At 41.5% G+C, this 18804-nt stretch carries 15 protein-coding genes; 7 read left to right on the plus strand and 8 right to left on the minus strand.

Annotation, left to right across the window (positions count from 1 at the left end; all coding sequences use genetic code 11):
* Nucleotides 1-58 precede the first annotated feature (58 nt).
* The 4 genes from HWQ43_RS15805 to HWQ43_RS15820 form a co-directional block, all read right to left on the minus strand.
* A complete protein-coding gene (locus HWQ43_RS15805) occupies nucleotides 59-1492 on the minus strand; it encodes a c-type cytochrome (RefSeq protein ID WP_292735426.1) in 1434 nt (477 codons plus the stop codon).
* An 89-nt stretch (nucleotides 1493-1581) separates the two neighbouring features.
* On the minus strand, nucleotides 1582-1992 hold the full coding sequence (locus tag HWQ43_RS15810; protein ID WP_292735428.1) for a hypothetical protein: 411 nt from the start codon (nucleotides 1990-1992) through the stop codon (nucleotides 1582-1584).
* Between the two features lie 11 nt (nucleotides 1993-2003).
* A complete protein-coding gene (locus HWQ43_RS15815; protein WP_292735430.1) occupies nucleotides 2004-3470 on the minus strand; it encodes a cytochrome c in 1467 nt (488 codons plus the stop codon).
* 66 nt (nucleotides 3471-3536) lie between these two features.
* Nucleotides 3537-4934, minus strand: coding sequence for an NADH:flavin oxidoreductase (locus tag HWQ43_RS15820; protein ID WP_292735433.1), 1398 nt, complete (start codon nucleotides 4932-4934; stop codon nucleotides 3537-3539).
* Between the two features lie 721 nt (nucleotides 4935-5655).
* On the opposite strand from HWQ43_RS15820, the gene HWQ43_RS15825 reads away from it, so the two are divergent.
* The 3 genes from HWQ43_RS15825 to HWQ43_RS15835 all read left to right on the plus strand — a co-directional run bounded on the left by HWQ43_RS15825 (nucleotide 5656) and on the right by HWQ43_RS15835 (nucleotide 10278).
* A complete protein-coding gene (locus HWQ43_RS15825) occupies nucleotides 5656-7611 on the plus strand; it encodes a hypothetical protein (RefSeq protein WP_292735436.1) in 1956 nt (651 codons plus the stop codon).
* 158 nt (nucleotides 7612-7769) lie between these two features.
* Entirely contained in the window at nucleotides 7770-9242 is a 1473-nt protein-coding gene (locus HWQ43_RS15830) for an alpha/beta hydrolase (RefSeq protein ID WP_292735438.1), read from the plus strand.
* 244 nt (nucleotides 9243-9486) lie between these two features.
* Nucleotides 9487-10278, plus strand: a complete 792-nt coding sequence (locus HWQ43_RS15835; RefSeq protein ID WP_292735441.1) for an SDR family oxidoreductase — start codon at nucleotides 9487-9489, stop codon at nucleotides 10276-10278.
* A gap of 119 nt (nucleotides 10279-10397) precedes the next feature.
* On the opposite strand, the gene radC is transcribed toward HWQ43_RS15835, so the two are convergent.
* The gene (gene radC, locus HWQ43_RS15840; protein WP_292735444.1) at nucleotides 10398-11129 is read right to left on the minus strand and encodes a DNA repair protein RadC; all 732 of its coding nucleotides are present in this window, start codon (nucleotides 11127-11129) and stop codon (nucleotides 10398-10400) included.
* A 298-nt stretch (nucleotides 11130-11427) separates the two neighbouring features.
* Here radC and HWQ43_RS15845 point away from each other — a divergent pair, with 298 nt between their 5' ends.
* Nucleotides 11428-12468, plus strand: a complete 1041-nt coding sequence (locus HWQ43_RS15845; protein ID WP_292735447.1) for a CHAT domain-containing protein — start codon at nucleotides 11428-11430, stop codon at nucleotides 12466-12468.
* A 93-nt stretch (nucleotides 12469-12561) separates the two neighbouring features.
* Here the strand turns inward: HWQ43_RS15845 and HWQ43_RS15850 are convergent, their stop codons facing one another.
* A complete protein-coding gene (locus HWQ43_RS15850; protein ID WP_292735944.1) occupies nucleotides 12562-13500 on the minus strand; it encodes a phosphoribulokinase in 939 nt (312 codons plus the stop codon).
* 226 nt (nucleotides 13501-13726) lie between these two features.
* Nucleotides 13727-14140 carry a CoA-binding protein gene (locus tag HWQ43_RS15855; RefSeq protein WP_292735450.1) on the minus strand — a complete coding sequence of 138 codons (414 nt, stop codon included), beginning with the start codon at nucleotides 14138-14140 and terminating at the stop codon, nucleotides 13727-13729.
* A 168-nt stretch (nucleotides 14141-14308) separates the two neighbouring features.
* Here HWQ43_RS15855 and HWQ43_RS15860 point away from each other — a divergent pair, with 168 nt between their 5' ends.
* On the plus strand, nucleotides 14309-14971 hold the full coding sequence (locus HWQ43_RS15860) for a class I SAM-dependent methyltransferase (protein ID WP_292735947.1): 663 nt from the start codon (nucleotides 14309-14311) through the stop codon (nucleotides 14969-14971).
* Nucleotides 14972-15162: 191 nt separating this feature from the next.
* Here the strand turns inward: HWQ43_RS15860 and aroA are convergent, their stop codons facing one another.
* Nucleotides 15163-16443 (minus strand): 3-phosphoshikimate 1-carboxyvinyltransferase, encoded by a 1281-nt coding sequence (gene aroA / locus HWQ43_RS15865; RefSeq protein WP_292735453.1) that lies wholly within the window; start codon nucleotides 16441-16443, stop codon nucleotides 15163-15165.
* 208 nt (nucleotides 16444-16651) lie between these two features.
* Here aroA and obgE point away from each other — a divergent pair, with 208 nt between their 5' ends.
* Nucleotides 16652-17680, plus strand: a complete 1029-nt coding sequence (obgE, locus tag HWQ43_RS15870) for a GTPase ObgE (protein ID WP_292735456.1) — start codon at nucleotides 16652-16654, stop codon at nucleotides 17678-17680.
* Between the two features lie 290 nt (nucleotides 17681-17970).
* A complete protein-coding gene (locus HWQ43_RS15875) occupies nucleotides 17971-18594 on the plus strand; it encodes a 4Fe-4S single cluster domain-containing protein (protein ID WP_292735459.1) in 624 nt (207 codons plus the stop codon).
* The last annotated feature ends 210 nt before the right edge of the window (nucleotides 18595-18804 follow it).

The raw sequence follows: 18804 nt of genomic DNA on the forward strand, positions 1-18804 counted from the left end.
TAAACGAGCGGCATCAGAAAGTTGCTAAATGCTAATATGATTTAGCAAACAACTTTCATTACAGAGTTTTTAGATACTCAATTAAGGCTTTTTTATTCTCATCAGATAAATCAGTGCCATAAATATGTCCCTGATTTGAATTAGCAGTTACCTTGGTATCGTATTTAAAACCTATAGCTTTGGCTTCATCTCCCTCAGTAATAAAGCCAACTTTTTTCGGGTCGTAGACATCATATCCCCGATAGAAAACTTGAGGACGATTCTCTGGTTTTTCTAACAAATCTTGTAGAGATGGGACTGAACCATTATGTAAATATGGCGCTCTTAACCATAATCCATCTAGAGAAACAGATACATACCCATTGGTTTTGCGTAAGTTTTTAAAGTCCCAAGGGTAGCCATCACCAAAATGATTGTAAGTATCCGCTCCTTCTTGCGTCCACATATCTAATCGATGGCGGTCAGTTCCCACTTCATTCACCGGGATAACAGTACCAGTTCTTTCCCCACCAAAAGCGTGACAAGATGCACAAGTATTAGCAAAAATTTGACTTCCTTTTGCAGCCACTTGCTCATCAATAGCAAATGGATATTTAGGAGGTGGTAGTTCTTGAATAAAATCTTCTACTCGTTGTAAATCGGCTACAGGAAGTGATTTTTTGGTAGCACCGTCACCAATCGCTCCAGTTTGAACAGTTTCTGTTAGTGAAGTTTCTAACCCATCCCAATGGAGTGCAAACCCTTTGTGCATCTTTTGATTCCAAAGAGGCATCATATCAGAGTTGCCAATAGTGTTATCTTTGGGCAACTTTAAAGTATTGAATTTTACAGGATTAAAAGGATCAATTCGACCAGGCCCCCAGTTAGGACGAGAATCTGTCCAACTATAGTCTTCTTTTTGTTGCAGCAGTGCTTTCTTAGTTTGAGGAATTAGCACATAGCGATAAAGTAAATTTTCTAACCAAGAAAGGTTGTAATTATATTTGATTTCGTCAAGGATATAATCTGCTGTAAATCTGGCATCACCAGCAGTTGCACTCAAAAATCGTAAATAGCCTTGTGAATCAAACTTATTAGCAGGAGCGGCGGCTACAATTGTGGGTTTATCTTTCTCTGTTTTTCTATAGGTGGCAGTATGGCAAACAGCGCAAGTTATACCGACACGAGGGAAGCCAATGGTTTTTTTCGTAAACCCAACTGGCATTTCTTTACCCTCTTCCCATGTGATTCCCAAGGAAGTATAACCACCTGGCCCTGGTAATTTATCAGGGAATATTCGTGGTAGTACCAGCCAAATCCAATAGGGAACACCTTGCGCTTCTTCTGTGCCAATAGAACCATATTTAAAGTGTTCTTCAGGCGATTCATAATATGTGGGAACCTCTCGAAAAAGGTTGTACCATCCCACATACCCAACTACACCAGCTAAAAGGATCACAATTAAAACAATGCTTGTGATTACCCTACTTATTTTGTCTTTGAGTATTGTCATGGCACTCTTTTGCTCCTTTGCAGAAGAATCTGTTTGTAGTGCAGGAAATATACCTACACTAGACTAGGGATAAAATTAGAATAATTGCTTCATTGGAATTGCAGCGATTGCATTTTGCTACGCATTGCTAGGGTCAGAAGAATTACTTCCGCTAATCCAAAAAACAGGTCTACAAAGGCAATGGATAAAAATCCTTGATCTTGCCCAAAGAAAAGCACTGCACAAATGAAAAATGTTGAGCCAAAAGCTCTTGAAGGAAATATTGATATCCAGGCAGTTGCCTGATATCGGTACGGGTCAAGTGCCCCAGGAACATAAAATGCACTAATAATAAATAACAGCATTCCCGCAGCGCGAACCCAGATAATTGGCACTGGTATATGCATTTGAAGGAACGTCAGCATTAGTTCTGGAAAGAAGCAAGAGGGAATGACAAAAAGCATATTAACAATAATGCCAAGCCAAGTAACCCGACTAAACCATTTAGCGTAATTATTCATTTTTTCTCCTTTTAAAGCTTTTTCATGTACTCAACTAGTGCATTTTTATCTTCTGTAGGAAGATCGGTACCATATAAATGACCACTGTTACTATTTCCAGGTTTTGTGGTATCGAACTTAAAGTATTGCTTACCGTTTTCTACAGCGACATCAGATACAAAACCAACTTTTGCTCTGTCAATTACATCGTAGCCACGATAGAATTCTTTAGGTCTATTTTCTGGTGTTTCTAGTAAATCCCGTAAGGTGGGAACTGAGCCATTGTGCAAATAAGGGCCACGTAACCAAACACCATCAAGGGGCATATTTGCATAGCCATTAGTCTTACGGAAATTCTTAAAGCGCCACGGATACCCTGTATACAGAGTATTTTGGTTAGACATCGTTTTGTAGGTATATGAGTCGAGACGATGAGGGTCTGTACCAATTTCTTGAATTGGGACAACTTTGCCTGTATATGCACCACCAAAAGCGTGACAACTAGCACAATTGCTTTGAAAAAGCTGTTCTCCCTTCGCTGCGATAGTTTCGTTAACTTCGTAGGGATATTTTGGTGGTGGTAGTTCCCACAACCAATCAGCAACTCTCTGAATTCTAGGTAAATCAATTGTTGTGGGTGTGACTCCAGCGCCTAAAGCCGCACTCTTATTTCGTTCATCAACAGAAGTGTTATTACCATCCCAATGTAACTGCAATCCCTCACGGGGCTTTTGATTCCAAACTGAGGGGAAATCAGAAGTACCAATCAATTCATCCTCACGCAATTTATCCATTGGGAAATGGAATTGAATTGCTTTATAAGGATTAAAAGTATCTACTCTTCCTGGGCCCCAATCTGGTTGTTTTTCAACGAAATTAAGTCGAGATGCCTGATTAATTAGTGCATCTCTAGTTTGAGGAATTGCAATGAAGCGATAAAGTAATTTTTCAATGGGATTAAGACCACCACTGATTTTTTCAATTTCTGGCAACATTCGGTTAGCAGTAAAGCGCTCATCTACACCAACTGCTGATAAGAATTTGATATATCCCTGCAAATTAACCACATTAGCAGGCATTGTTGTGATGACTTGATGTTCGCTATTGGGGGTATTTCGCAGCGTTCCTGTATGACATACAGCACAATTCAACCCAACTCGATCGATAAAGACTCGCCGTTGCGAAAAACCTATAGGCAAATCTTTGTCAGCTTCTTTGATAAATCCCAGAGAAGTGTAACCTTTTCCAGGTAATTTATCTGGGAATAATTCTGGTAAAACTTTCCAAATCCAGTAAGGAATGCCATTGACCGGTTCGCTGCCGATTGAACCATATTTAAAATGGTTTTCAATATTAGCATAATCCACTGGGGAGTTGGACAAAATAGGCCAAAGGAAAAATACTGCTATTGCTACAATACCTACAATTACAACCCAAATCCGCTGGAAGATTCCCTTGATTGAGGTTGGGAGTAGGGTAGGGTTTGTTTGTTCAGTCATGAAACACTCCCCATATTGTCGAGATTATTTGTAAGCGAAATTGTCGATGTGATCCGCATCGCTTTTTTATCTAGATGATAAATTTGCAAACTGAGTTTCATGAAAGACTGACATTACTTCTTCCATCATCTCTTCATAACTATTGAAGCGATCCTGCTCGTAACAACCCAAGGGATTTTCAATTACATTCAGCAGACATTTATTGCAATAGGTACAGGGTTTATCTGCTAGGTCTTTACCTGCTTGAAAAGATTTAACTAGGTCATTATTAGCAATTAGGGTACGAGCCATTGTCACCCCATCACAATAGCGATCGCTAATAGCCTGACGAATATAAGAAGCTTGCTGTAAACCACCTGTACATAATACGGGAATATTAACGTGCTTTTTAATTTCTCTGGAATCTAGTAAGTTTCTGCCTTGGTTCTCTATTAGTAGCTGTTTGATTTTCGGGTCTTTTACATCATCACCACTAAATGCTTGAGGAGGCAATTGCTTTTTCACACGATTCCATAAAAAATTGAAAATTGGATGCAAAAATGCTTTACGAAATAAAATGTAGTTACGTGTGGTTTCGACGCCACTCGATAACATGGCATCATAAGTTCTAGTAATTACATCAAAATTAAAATCACCAATGGGATTGAGTGGGTGAGGAAATAAGCTACCAGTTGACACATGGACGGCATCAGCCCCAGCTTCTTCTGCCCATTTACAAACTTGGATGGAATCTTCTATGGTATTACCTGGTTTTTCCCAAAAGGTAACGGCGTTGTTATAGTCAACGGCACTAATTTTGAATTGCAGATGAAAGTCGTTGCCTACTTCTTTACGAATTGCTCTAATTACATCTAGCAAAAACCGCGCTCGATTCTCTAATGAACCACCATATTCATCTCGACGGTCGTTAATTCCAGAACTGAGAAATTGATTAAAAAGATATCCATTAGCACTGTGCAATTCCACTCCGTCCAAACCTGCTTCACGGGCACGTCTAGCACCATCGGCAAAATATTGGATTGTTTCTTTAATCTCTGTTAGTGTCATCGCTTGGCACAAAAAGCCGTGGAATGGCTCTGTTTGGCTAGTGGAACTTAAGGCTTTTTTTCCTAAGTTTTCTACACCACCAATATCTTGCTGTCGCCCCGAATGACTTAATTGCAAAATAAATTTACAGTCATATTCGTGGACTCTTTCTCCTACTTTTCGCCAAAAAGGAATACGCTCATCACAGTTAATGGTGGCGTAATTGGGCATAATTCTTCCCCGGATGGCGACTGGGACAAAGGAACTAATAATCGCTCCTACACCACCACGAGCAAACTTTTCTTCCCAGTTGATTCGGGCTTGAGTACCTGAACCATCATAGTTATCCCATCTGCCAGAAATACTAGAGCGAAATATCCGATTTTTTACTGTGAGATTACGGAATCTCAATGGCTCAAATATAATATCGTTTTCCATGTGTTTCTCTGTCTTTATCTATTGTTTCGGCAATAAAATTAGGTGTCAAAATTATTCGTAGCACTAACAGTCTCGCCAGAGAACTATTATTTCTAGCGTCTCTGGGAGGGCAATTTTTTATGTCTACAAATCTACAGTGGAGGTTTTCGGATGCGAGTGCTAAGTATTAAGTTTTTGTTACTTAGATTTACTTACCAAGTTTCAGCATGGATATTTATCCTTATTGGTTTTTACAGTTATATAAAGACTTTTGCAGTTTGTAAACCTACGGTATTTACAGAGCAATTCTTAAAAAAAAGTGACAATTCTCGTCTTTTGTGTGTTTTAAAAGGTTAAGCCAACCTTGAAAGTGGCTGCTAACAATTTGTTACAAACTTAACCAGGCACGTAGGGAACGGATATAACCATAGCAAATTGATTATTGAACACCATTGGAATTTTACAATTTTTTAAATTTTTGATTTATAAATGTATAAAAGTTTATTGATGACGTTTTACAAATTTGTGTAGTAACTTCATATATAACGAACCTCAGTTGGGTACATTCATCATCAAAATATCCCAAGACTAAATCTGGAAAATGGGAAATTGGTGATGAAGCATTAGTGTACCTCTGCAAACGTGAGGTGCAGTGGGAAAGGTTTAGGTGTTATGACCAGAGAGTTTTATGAAAAAGACAAGTCTAATTTTTAAGGGCTGTCTGCTCCTCCTATTCGCGACTATGTTTATAGTCTGCGGCTTTTATGGAACGCCTACAGCTCTAGCCGATGAGTATAGTGAAACACCTGCGCCCATAAGTAGTAAGTATTCGGATACTGGTGCATCTGAATACCCTGAGAACTGCGAGGGTATCGGTTATCTCCCAGAGTACACAAAGGAGAATTTGACAGATGCCGAGAAACGGGGTCGTTGCACTTGGTACTTATGGACTGGCGGTAATTCTAAGTACTATCGCGATTTAGCGAAGCGAACACATGGCGGTGTTGATCTGCTAAAGCTGATTGACTCGCGTATGCATGACGAGCGATTGCAACGTTATGGTGCAATTAACGATCCTGGATGTGAAAAAGCGACAGCACCAGATGAATACGGATTGCTCCTAGATAAATGTAAAGATCCGCTCTCAACTGGCGTTATTGGGTTGCGTAAGTTCCCCAACCCCAACTTCGACTCGACAAAATGGAATCCTGTTGAATATGCCAAAAACTCACAAATTGAGCCTCCATACGTAATTGGCCAGTCCTGCGCCATCTGTCACGTAGCGTTAGATCCCCTCAATCCACCCAAAGACAAGGAACATCCAAAATGGGAAAACCTGGTGGCAGCATTGGGTAATCAGTACATTAAGGAAAATAAATTATTTGCATCCAGCGTTGGAGAAAATAGTTTTGTTAAACAAGTACTCGATTCTCAAAAACCTGGAACTTCTGATACTTCTCGGATTGCCACCGATCACATCAATAATCCGAATGCGATTAATGCAATTTTTAATTTAGGCGATCGCCCCACATATCCAGAGGTAATGAACGATGGTTCAACCAAGGATGTTAATCATATTCTCAAGGATGGTGCGGACTCTACAGGAGTGGCAAATGCCTCACTACGCGTCTACGTCAACATTGGGATGTGCGGCGATTACTGGACAAGTCTTCATGAGCCTTTATTAGGCAGAACTCCCCAAAAACCTTTTGACATCGAAAAGGCGCGGAAGGAGTGTGAAGGTTGGAGACAGACAGAAGCACGTATGGCTGATGCCGAAGCATTCTTGAAAACCATCCAGCCGATGCACCTGAAAGATGCACCAGGTGGCGAACAGTTCTTGACTAAAGATGAAGAAGTTCTCAAACGTGGGAAGCTGGTTTTTGCCAGCACTTGTGCTAGTTGCCATTCCAGCAAAAAGCCACCGGCTGCGATCGCTGCTGACCCCGAACAGGCTCAAAAATGGTACGAAGAATCTGTACTCAGTAGTAATTTTCTCGACCACAACTTCTTGTCTGATGACCAACGTTATCCAGTGACACTAATTGGTACGAATGCGGCGCGATCGCTAGGGACAAATGCCGCTAAGGGGCATATTTGGGATCAGTTCTCGTCGAAGACGTTCAAAGAACTGCCATCACCAGGTACTTTGACGCTGTACAACCCCTTCGATGAGAAAAAACCCATCGAATTTAAGATACCTGATGGCGGTTTGGGTTATTACCGTACACCTTCACTAGTGAGCATTTGGGCAACAGCACCACTTCTTCACAACAATACACTAGGACTTTACAACGAAGATCCTTCAGTAAAAGGACGTATAGAAGCCTATACGGATGCGATGGAAAAGCTTCTGTGGCCTGAAAAGCGGGAGGGAATTATCAGCAGGACAGATCGAGATACTAAATTAGAGCTTCCCCCAGGAGATCCGAATCCAAGATTTAAACTTCCTGTTCCTAAAGGTACACCTGTGAATTTGCTGGCAAGCATCAATATGAGAGAGGCGATTACATCTCTCAATCTCGGCAGCCTTTTTCAAGACTTGAAACCGGAGGGTGGAATTAAGGGTAAGTTGGCACGTGTACTTTTAAGAGCCAACAAATCTCCTGACTTTGTAGAAGATGAGGGTCATTATTTTGGCTCAAATCTCCCAGATGAAGATAAGAAAGCCCTAATTGAGTTCGTGAAAACTTTCTAAGTACAGCTCCCGTGTAAAATCGTAGTGTTTTAAACGCAGAGAATTCGCTACGAATTAATAAAATGTTGTACTAAGACAACTTGTTTTGATATTCTGCACTCGTTCCCAGATTTAACCTGGGAGCGAGAAAAAATATTGATTAAATAGCAAGGATATATATGCAGTATTTACCAATCGTCTTCGTTCGTGGATATGCAGGTACACAAAAAGACGTTGAGCAAACAGTCAACGATCCCTTTTATGGATTCAATAGTGGTTCAACCCATATTCGAGTGGATGAGAAGGAAAATCCCCAGAAGTTTTTTTTCGAGAGTCCATTGCTGCGGCTAATGACCGATCATGGTTATCAACCGATTGTTGACAATCAGAATGTGAGCAATCAGATTAAAAGATTGTCCGATCAACTTCATCAAACTATTTGGATCTATCGATTTTATGATATATCTACACCTAGCTTTGGCTCCTCAAGTGTAGTTCGACAGGAAATGGAGGAAATAGCTAAGGGTTTAAGAGACTTGATCCAGAATGTCAAAGAAACGACGGGTGCTGACAAAATTTATCTGGTTGCTCACTCAATGGGTGGCCTTGTTTGTCGCAGCTTGATTCAAAAGATTTATCCAGAACAAGGCGAGCAAGCTGCCGATCACATTGACAAATTCTTTACCTACGCTACACCTCATGGCGGCATTTATTTTGAAGTAGGGAGTGGCTTGCTAGAAAATCTGAGGGACAAGTTTCAATTGAATAATTCTGATGACTTTGGCCCTCAACGGATGTATCAGTATTTAACACCTGGTATAAAGCCAACAACTGAATTACCCGATGACTTTCAGCTAGAAAAACTACAAAGCATAGAGGATGCATTTCCACCAAACCGCGTCTTTTCTTTGATCGGCACTAATGCACATGATTATGAAGAAGGTTTTGGTTTTTCACGCAAGTTTGTAGGAGTCAAAAGCGATGGTCTAGTTCAGATCGATAAAGCTTATATCGTGGGATCTCATCGTGCTTATGTTCATCGCTCTCATGGTGGACGTTATGGCATATTAAACTCCGAAGAAGGCTATCAAAACCTGCAACGATTTTTGTTTGGTGATATTCAGGTGAAACTCTCTCTGAGCAATATTGAGTTAAAAGACCTGGACAAGAATTTTTATCAACTGGAAACTAGGGTAGCTTTGCGTAGTCTTCCTATTCCTATATATGAGCAGGCGATCGCTCATTATTGCCCAATTACACAAGAGTTAACCCGAACAGATAAACCTGTTCCGCTATTTACAGCTTTCTTAATCCCAAGAAACTCAGCTAGTGATGATAATATATGTAGATATGCTCTGCGTTTAGCACTACATTCATTCACAAAACAAGAGACAAATTGGTTACGTGACAGTCATCTCGACCAAGTACCTTTGTGGTCTGACTATCTAATTACTGATGTTGCCGAATCAAATAGCAGTTATGAGGCTAAATACAGTTGGAATTCTGAAGAAAAAGAGCCAGCAATAAAGTTAAATCCGACTTCCGAATCCAGTCCAGGTATATATGTTGCGTATGTTTATTTACCTGAACGTGGGCAAAAATTCTTAGGAACAAATGCGGCAGTTCGCTTGGAAATTTCCCAATGGAAATAAATAATTGCTTGTTGTGTAGTCAGTGATTAGTTATGTTTACTTAGCAATTTTTAATTATTCTGGAGAGAGAATAATCAAGCTTAAAGAACGTTAGGTTAATAATGACTAATAACTAATGATTTATAAGAGACATGAGCGAAAAGGAATGGGAGATGCAGCCTATGTCTATATAAGGTTTCTGGATTAACACATAGTTATTTTTACGAGATGTCTATTTATTTCAAGCTGTTAATAGAGGAAAATTATGCAGAATAATCGCAAACAAACGGCTCTTATTACTGGTGCATCTGGCGGCATCGGTTATGAATTCGTGAAATTATTTGCTCAAGATGGTTACAATCTTGTGTTGGTGGCTAGAAGTCTGGAAAAGCTGAATAAAATCGCCGATGAATTTAAAAAGAAATTTGGCATTGATGTCAAAGTTATTTCCAAGGATTTATCTAACCCATCAGCCCCAGAAGAAATTTTCACGGAGCTAGAACAAGCATCGATCAATATTGATGTGTTGGTGAACAATGCCGGGTTTGCTACTTACGGATTATTTAACGAAATTGACCTGAATGCTGAAATGCAATTGCTACAGGTTAATGTTTTATGTTTGACACATTTAACCAAGTTATTTCTCAAAGGTATGGTTAAACGGGGATCTGGAAAAATATTAAACTTGGCCTCCACTGCTGCTTTTCAAGCAGGGCCACTGATGGCAGTATACTACGCTAGTAAAGCCTATGTCTTATCATTCTCAGAAGCGATCGCTAATGAGTTAGAAGGTACAGGTGTCTCGGTGACAGCGCTTTGTCCAGGGCCTACCGAATCTGGTTTTCAACAAAGAGCGGCAATGGAAGACTCAAAGTTGGTAAGCGGTCGAAAAATTATGACTGCGGAAACAGTAGCCGAAATCGGTTATCGCGGTCTATTTGAAAACAAAACTGTTGTTGTTCCTGGAATTAAAAATAAGCTACTCGCTGAATCTGTAAGATTTACTCCCAGAAAGCTAGTAACTAAACTAGTCAGAAATATGCAGGAAAGTAAGTAATAAGTAAGGTCGGCGTAAATAATTAAGGCAGGGGGAAGACGACTTGGGGACAAGGAGAATTGGGGACAAGGGGAAAGACTTGTTGCAAGTTCTCACCTCTTGCCTCCCCTGCTCCCCTGCTAATCCCCTTGTGGATGCTCATCCCACAAGGTTGTCAGTTCTCGTAAACTCTGATGATTGCCATTACCCAAAATCAGATGATCTAGTACCGGAATGCCCAAAAGCTGCGCCCCTAATAATAACTGACGTGTCAATTCTATATCTTCCTGGCTGGGTTCAAGGTTCCCAGAAGGATGGTTGTGGGCAACTATTACCCGCGTTGCGCCTTGACGAATAACTTCTCGAAAAATATCACGGGGAGAGGCTAGGGTTTCGGTTGCAGTGCCAATGGTAATTACTTGCGTACCCAATAAGCGATTCTTGACATCTAACAGCACTACTGCAAAACGTTCTTGTACCTGCCACATCAAATCTTGACTGAGGGTAGCAGCAGCAGCAAGTGGGCTATCAATCAATGTGCCATCGTTGGGCCGAGATTGAAAGGCGCGTTTACCCAATTCAATTGCTGCTAAGATACTTGTCGCCTTCGCCGGGCCAACACCAGAAATTTGCATCAACTCAGCAGGGCTAACTTCTCGCAGAACTACCAAAGGATCGCGTTGGTGTTTGGCTAATTCGCTCAAGATATATTGCCCCAAACCCACAGCAGATAGTTTTCCTGGACCTTGACCAGTGCCTAGAAGAATTGCGATTAACTCGGCTGTGGCTAAAATTTTTGCACCATGCGTCATTAATCGCTCACGCGGACGCTCATTTGTAGGTAGGTCGGCAATTCTGAGGCAATAGGTCATATTAAACTAAGAAAATAGCACCACACATAGAACTATCCTTAGTTATCCCTCGTTTGCTCTCAAAATCATCTTTATTTGAGAAAATCTTTAATTTTAGGAAATTTTCTCTATTTATGTATGTCTTACTCTCAATGGAATAAAGGCTATTAGTGGCAAGGGGTTGGATCAAACTATGATCATCGCCTTTGCTAAAGCTAGGAAAGTCTCATTCATCATAAGTGTCAATTTAACGTGAAACCCTTGTAAGGTTATCTAAAGTAAACTATGGTTACAACTGCTTATATGCTTGATTAATACAATGACTCAAAAGATTGTAATTCTGGCTGCAAATCCTAAGACCACACCTGCTCTAAGATTGGATCAGGAGATGAGAGAAATTGCTGAAGGATTACGACGCTCCAAAAACCGTGATCAGTTTGTGTTGGAAAAGCGATTAGCAGTGCGAACTGAAGATTTGCGACGTGCTTTATTGGATGAAAGACCACGTTTATTACATTTCTGTGGGCATGGAGCAGGTGAAGATGGAATCTTGCTCGAAGATGTAGTTGGTTGTCCCCATCTAGTAAAGGCAGAGCCGTTAGCCAAGTTGTTCAAGCTTTTCTCTACTCAAATAGAATGTGTAATCTTAAATGCTTGCTACTCAGAGTTTCAAGCTGAAGCAATAAGCCAGCATATCAACTATGTCATTGGTATGAAGCAGGCTATTGGTGATAAAGCTGCAATTAGCTTTGCAACTGGATTTTATGATGCTATCGGGGCGGGAAGAGTAATTGAAGATGCCTTTGAATTTGGTCAAAATGCAATTGAGTTAGATGGAATACCAGAAGAACTAACACCAGTTCTAAAAAAAAAGAGTAATATGAATCTTTTCCCTCCAAGCATTTATCAAAAATCATCAGTTGAGATAAGTCAAACAAAGTTACCAGGAAAAGAGCTAGATCAAGAATTATTCCAACGTTTTCTTGAGGAACTTCCTTCAAACGGTAGTATTCGTTTTATCAAAGAAGCTAATATGGCTGGATTCTCCTTTCAAGTTAACCGTCTTGATCAACTCCATAACTTCTCATTTAAGTGGGCAGATGCAGAACATGAGTTCATAGACCCAGTTTTAGAGTCGAAGCGAAAAGAATTGTTTAACTTGATTGAACAGTACACAATTTATGTTGCTTACAATACTTATCCAACACATAGAGTTGGGTTTAATACTGTTCCTCCTGAATGGGAGAAAGAACAACCTGAGCAGTTCTGGCGTGTGGTAGATGAATTGCATGAACTCGCTGGAAAGGTTGTTGAGGCACATCAAGAGCTTGTCCGGCTTGGAAGAACACAGCTAAGTTAAATCCTCAGCATAACAAAACAATTGTATTACTTAGTCCAAGCTTAACTGCCAGTAAGCGATCGCAAACCATTTAAACCCCTTCATTTTTGCTAATTACTGATAAATTTGCGTTGCTTTCAGCATGTGGTAGGTAATAATCAACTGAGTCAGAGCCAGAGGATAACTTTGCAGTGTTTCTCCAGTTGTACCAGCAATTTTACCCAGTTCTGGATTACTTTCGCGATCGCAAATACTTCGTAAATGGGGCATATCAGAACAAATAATATGCTCTAGCTTATTCACCTGGTCTAAGGTTGCATGACCATCAACTTCTAAGACATCTACAGGCTTACTCATATCCCTGTCTAACCCCAGGCGGATCGCTGAGTCAGAATTACCATAGCCAGGGTTAATAATCTGGGTAAAATCTGGGTGGGGAATTGTCGGACGTAGTACCAAACGTACATTTAAATGTCCATTGGTTTCATCATCTTCCCCGGTGGGTGGATAAAAACTAATGACTATATCAGACCATTGCCGCTGCGGACGAATAAATTGTGCTGAGTCTGGTTCGCGCTTTTCTAGTTCCGCTATTACCTGTTCAGCAGTGTAGCCGCGCTTTTGCGTATCCCGCTTGACTTTCCACTTAGTGCGTAGTTCTTCCGGGGGTGCTAGGTAAACTTTAACATCGTAGGAATCACGAGCAGCACGGGTAGAATAACCGAGTAATCCCTCAATAATCACGAATTTATTCGGCTTGATATACTGGGGTGCCTCGAATGTGCCGGTTTTATGGCTGTAAACTGGTTTGAGAATTGGTTGTCCTGTGCGTAGCAGCGACAGATGTTGCTGCATAATATCTAAGTGATTGCAGTCGGGATGAAGGGCAGTGATGCCAATCTCTGCACGTTGTTGGCGATCGTAACGGTGATAATCATCTGTACAAATTAGCGTGACATTTTCTGGGCCGAGTACCTGAGCGATTCCTCGCGTTAGTGTTGTTTTACCAGCCGCGCTATCGCCGACAATACCAAGAATTATTGGACGGCTCATCATAACCTCCCACAATAAAAACAAATTTAGTAATAAAATTACCTACAATAGTTTTTATTCTAGAAGGGTTTAAGCAAGTAACTCAAACAAAGACTTGGTATGCAATATCTCTACACATAAAATGTTTGTGCGATCGCTTTTTGCATAATAATTACAATCTACATGATTGTTATAGTTATCTGTAAGCATAAAATTATGGATGCAAAACTAAATATCCCCGTTGAACCTACCTCAGCCGCAGATATTCAATTTTAATACAAGCATCCATAACCACATTGAGTCCTGCATCTATAGCTTTTTGTACTGATGGTTGATGCCAGATACCCAGTTGTGTCCATACAGTTTTTGCATTGATAGAAATTGCTTCATTTACAATTTCTGGCAAGTACTCAGAACGACGAAATACGTTAACAATATCGACGGGTTCGGGTAATTCCTGGAGTGCAGGATAAGTGGGTTGACCGTCAATGTCTTTAATTAGCGGGTTGACGGCATAGACTGTATAGCCTGTCTGCCGCAAGAATTGGGCGATTTGATAACTAGTGCGATGGCGTTTATTAGAGTGACCCACAACAGCGATGGTTTTTGCTTGAATCAACACCTCACGCACGGCGTTATCATCTTCTTTAAGGTTTGGCATGATTTAAAATATCCTCAGCGATCGCTTTGCTCATCATGCTGAGTTGCATTGAAATATAATTTTGGCTTTAAAAAAATCATCCACGAGTATCAAAGACTCGTCCGCGAGTATCAAAGACTCGTCCACGAGTATAAAAGACTCATTCGCTATTCTCCATGCCCAATGCCCATGACAACTAAAACACTAGGACTCGAACAAAACCTCTATGAATATTTACTGTCAGTCTCTCTCCGAGAACCAGAAATTTTAACCCAACTGAGACAGGAAACAGCCCAGTATCCAATCGGGAGAATGCAAATTGCTCCCGAACAAGGGCAGTTTTTGGCTTTACTAGTGCAATTGTTGGGAGCTAAAAAAACTTTGGAAATTGGGGTATTTACAGGTTATAGTTCCCTGGTGGTGGCATTGGCGTTACCGAGGGACGGTAAGGTAATAGCCTGTGATATTAGTGAAGAATTTACAATGATCGCTCGGCGTTATTGGCAACAAGCAGGAGTGGCAGATAAAATTCAACTGCATATTGCCCCAGCTTTGCAGACTTTGGATTGGCTACTGGCAACAAAGGAAGCAGAAACTTTTGATTTTGCCTTCATCGATGCAGATAAGAGCAACTATGATGGCTATTATGAGCGATCGCTGCAATTAGTGCGTCCGGGGGGATTGATTGCGATCGATAATGTTCTCTGGTCAGGCAGGGTTGCCGACCCCGAAGTGCAAGATAATAGAACAAAAAGAATTCGTGCCTTTAATCAAAAACTGCATCAAGACCAGCGAGTTAGTCTTAGTGTAGTAGCGATCGCAGATGGCTTAACTCTGGCACTTAAAAAGTAATGTCTTTTAACAGCTGGCGATTAATATACAGCAGTTTTCTTTTACATAAAGTACAAAGCTACGGGTTTTGAGGCAGGAGGCAGAAATTTTTGATGTCTGCTACATGAGTCTTGCACTTTGTACTTCATCTACTTGAAAACTGCTGTATTTGCCGTTTTAACTAAATTATTGTCCTTTAGCGAAAATAGCTGTTATTGTTCGAGCATTTGGAAGAATCGGGTAAAGTAATCTGGAAAAGTCTTTGCTGTACAACCAGGATCTTTAATTACAATCCCTGGAACCTTCAAGCCAGTGACAGCAAAAGCCATCGCCATTCGATGATCGTGATAGGTTTCAATTGCCGCCGGGGTAATGGGGCCAGGTTGAATTTTCAGTCTATCTGCAAATTCTTCAACTTCAACTCCTAGCCGACGTAACTCTGTGACAACAGCTTTAATTCGGTCAGTTTCCTTATAGCGAATATGTTCCACGTTCCGAATGGTAATGGGTGAACTGGCAAAGGGCGCGATCGCTCCTAATGTTTGCACTAGATCCGATATATCATTCATATCAATGTCGATGCCTTGCAATTGCTTCGGCCCCGTCACTTCGGTGTAATCATCCGAATCCTTAATTTGGCAACCCATCTGTTCTAAAACATCCAGCCACAGAATATCACCCTGACAGGATTGTTTGGTCAAATGTTTTACCCGCACCCGTCCACCCGTGACAGCGGCGGCGGCAAAAAAGTAAGAAGCATTTGACGCATCGGGTTCTACTGTGTAATGCCGAGCTTGGTAACGTTGACCTGCTTTAATCTGAAATTGATTATCGCCGATTTGAATCACCTCCACCCCAAAATCTGCCATCAGACGACAGGTCATTTTGATGTAAGACTGAGAAACCAACGTACCCTCAACCTCAAAAATCGTATCCTGTTGAGCGTAAGGCGCAATCATCAGCAATGCCGAAAGTTGCTGACTTGTTTGGTTGGCTTTCAAGCTAAAATTTCCGCCAGCAAATTGCCGACTATAGAGGGTGTAGGGCATAAACCCGGAGTTTCCCTCAAAGTTAACAGTTGCTCCACCTGTTTGTAGCACCGTCAGCATGTCACCCATTGGTCGTTCTCGCATCCGGGAAACGCCATCTAGCCGATATTCGCCATTACCCAGTGCCACCAGCGCCGAGATAAACCGTGCTGTAGTACCTGATAAACCTACAAATAAATCTGCCTGTTTAGCTGGAATCTCGCCTCCCCTTCCTGCAATCTGAATCTGAGCTAGATTAGGGTTCAGGGTTATGGGAATACTCAGTTGCTCTAAACATTTGGCAAAATACTCGCTGTCTTCACTAAATAAGGCATTTTCTAAAATGGAGTCACCTTGCGCCAAAGCAGCGACAAGCAATGCCCGATTGGTAAGACTTTTAGAACCGGGAATTTCTACTGTGGCATCCACTGGCCGATTTAGAGCAGGAATTGCAATGGTATCCACTTTAAACCTCTACGTAGGCGGTTAGCTACAACTTTATAATATTCCCATATCTTGAGCAAAAGGGGCAGGAGAGTAGGAAGTGTGAGTTACAAGTAAAGTAGTGAGAAATGAGATTTTAAAACTTATAATTTATAACTCCCATATAACTCGCAACTCATAATTCAGCACAGATTAAACCTTAGCTATCCGCTAACAGGACTTTAGAAAGATGCAATTTATCGATCAAGCAAAAATTGAAGTTGAAGCTGGTAAGGGCGGCGATGGTATTGTCGCCTTCCGGCGAGAGAAGTACGTGCCGACTGGTGGCCCCTCCGGTGGTAATGGGGGAAGAGGTGGTTCGGTATTTTTCGTTGCCGATGAAAACTTACAAACTTTGTTGGACTTCAGATACAACCATCGCTTTCAGGCCGAAAAAGGTACTCGTGGTGGCCCAAGTAACTGCACCGGAGCAGGAGGAAAGGATTTGATCATCGAAGTTCCCTGCGGTACAACCATTTATGATGCTGAAACCGGCGAACTGCTAGGAGATTTAACTGAGCCTAAGCAGACTTTGCTGATTGCCCAAGGTGGTAAAGGCGGACTGGGAAATCAGCATTTCTTGAGTAACCGTAACCGCGCCCCAGAATATGCTCTCCCAGGATTACCAGGGGAAATAAAGCAGCTGCGCCTAGAGTTAAAACTTTTGGCAGAAGTCGGGATTATTGGCTTACCAAATGCTGGTAAATCCACTTTAATTTCATCTTTATCAGCGGCACGTCCAAAAATCGCAGACTACCCTTTTACTACCCTGATCCCAAATTTGGGTGTAGTGCGGAAACCTACTGGCGATGGTACTGTTTTCGCCGACATTCCCGGACTAATTGAGGGAGCAGCTCATGGGGCTGGGTTGGGACATGATTTCTTGCGCCACATCGAGCGCACGCGGGTGCTACTTCACTTGATTGATGCCACTAGTGATGATGTGGTTAGAGACTACAACACAATTAAGGAAGAATTACAAGCTTATGGACGGGGTTTAGCAGAACGTCCGCAAATTTTGGCGCTGAATAAAATTGATGCAGTCGATCGGGAAACTGTCGATTTGGAGGCGTTAGCCACCCAACTTAATCATCTCTCCTACGCCCCGGTTTTTGTGATTTCGGCGGTTACTCGCACCGGGTTAGACCCGATGTTACAGGAAATTTGGGGAATTCTCGACCAAATGAAGGTTCCTGAAGAAGTGGAGGTATTTAGCTAATTCGTAATTCGTAATTCGTAATTCGTAATTACTACTTATCAATTACGAATTATGCTGGCTTATCCAGGATCAGGGGAATCTTAATCACAAACTCAGTGCCTTGTCCTACCCTGAGCATCAGTAAAAAGATGCTGGTTCAGTCTAGTAAGTTAAAGCGGACTTTTCCAAACCCCCAAAAGTTTTTGAGAGATTAGTCATTAATTAAATCCCTCCTTATATAACTATTGTCACGGTTATATAAGTGGAGATTCGCTATATTTAACAGTTAACGGCTAAAAGGAGTTAAAGAGATGGAAATTAAGCCAACTGACCCATCGCTAGCACTCATGGAAATTCCCCCAGGCTATCTCAATATAATGGGTTACGTCGATCAGTCAGAAGTTAATGGTCCTGGTTGTCGTGCGGTCGTCTGGGTACAAGGTTGTCTGCGTGAGTGTCCTGGCTGCTTTAATACTAGCTCCTGGTCTTTTGAGGCTAACCAATTGATTGCTGTTGATCAGCTTGCCGAAAATATTCTCAGCAATCCCCACAACACGGGTGTAACATTCTCTGGTGGAGAACCCTTTTGGCAAGCAACGGCACTAGCGTCTTTAGCTCGGAAGGTAAAAGCTGCTGGTTTAAATGTAATGTCTTTTAGTGGGTTCACTCTTAAGCAGCTACAGTCCCAATCTGCACCGCCAGGTTCCCAAGCATTGTTAGAACAACTCGATATTTTGATTGACGGGCCTTTTGTACAATCTCTGGCAATTAATTCTCCCAATTCTCCAGTCTCTTCTAGCAATCAACGGGTTCGGGTGTTAAACCCAGCTTTCCAAGACCAGATTACTTGGGCTAGCGACCAGATAGAAATCCACATCCTCAAGGATGGTGGTCGCATTGTCACTGGCTATCAAGGTGGACTAGAACTAACGTAGGGGCACAGGGCAAATTCGCAATTCGCAATTCGCAATGACGCTCGTTCCTCTCTACGAGACGCTGCGCGAACGCAATTACGTTTTGTGTCGGGGATTTAGATTTAGGCTTCAATTCGGGCTGCTTGATAGAAGCAGGGGATTTAAACCCCAAACTTTGTTAAAACTTAAAAATTGAGCTTCTGAGGGTCAACGTTCACCTTCTGAAGGTCA

Source organism: Nostoc sp. JL31, assembly GCF_017114965.1.
Taxonomy (GTDB): domain Bacteria; phylum Cyanobacteriota; class Cyanobacteriia; order Cyanobacteriales; family Nostocaceae; genus Nostoc; species Nostoc punctiforme_A.

Coding starts and splice junctions, on each gene's coding strand:
- radC (WP_292735444.1), bottom strand. CDS start 11,129: ATGACCTATTGCCTCAGAATTGCCGACCTACCTACAAATGAGCGTCCG.
- HWQ43_RS15830 (WP_292735438.1), top strand. CDS start 7,770: ATGCAGTATTTACCAATCGTCTTCGTTCGTGGATATGCAGGTACACAA.
- HWQ43_RS15850 (WP_292735944.1), bottom strand. CDS start 13,500: ATGAGCCGTCCAATAATTCTTGGTATTGTCGGCGATAGCGCGGCTGGT.
- HWQ43_RS15855 (WP_292735450.1), bottom strand. CDS start 14,140: ATGCCAAACCTTAAAGAAGATGATAACGCCGTGCGTGAGGTGTTGATT.
- HWQ43_RS15845 (WP_292735447.1), top strand. CDS start 11,428: ATGACTCAAAAGATTGTAATTCTGGCTGCAAATCCTAAGACCACACCT.
- HWQ43_RS15820 (WP_292735433.1), bottom strand. CDS start 4,934: ATGGAAAACGATATTATATTTGAGCCATTGAGATTCCGTAATCTCACA.
- HWQ43_RS15860 (WP_292735947.1), top strand. CDS start 14,309: ATGACAACTAAAACACTAGGACTCGAACAAAACCTCTATGAATATTTA.
- HWQ43_RS15815 (WP_292735430.1), bottom strand. CDS start 3,470: ATGACTGAACAAACAAACCCTACCCTACTCCCAACCTCAATCAAGGGA.
- HWQ43_RS15825 (WP_292735436.1), top strand. CDS start 5,656: ATGTTTATAGTCTGCGGCTTTTATGGAACGCCTACAGCTCTAGCCGAT.
- HWQ43_RS15810 (WP_292735428.1), bottom strand. CDS start 1,992: ATGAATAATTACGCTAAATGGTTTAGTCGGGTTACTTGGCTTGGCATT.
- HWQ43_RS15875 (WP_292735459.1), top strand. CDS start 17,971: ATGGAAATTAAGCCAACTGACCCATCGCTAGCACTCATGGAAATTCCC.
- HWQ43_RS15835 (WP_292735441.1), top strand. CDS start 9,487: ATGCAGAATAATCGCAAACAAACGGCTCTTATTACTGGTGCATCTGGC.
- HWQ43_RS15805 (WP_292735426.1), bottom strand. CDS start 1,492: ATGACAATACTCAAAGACAAAATAAGTAGGGTAATCACAAGCATTGTT.
- obgE (WP_292735456.1), top strand. CDS start 16,652: ATGCAATTTATCGATCAAGCAAAAATTGAAGTTGAAGCTGGTAAGGGC.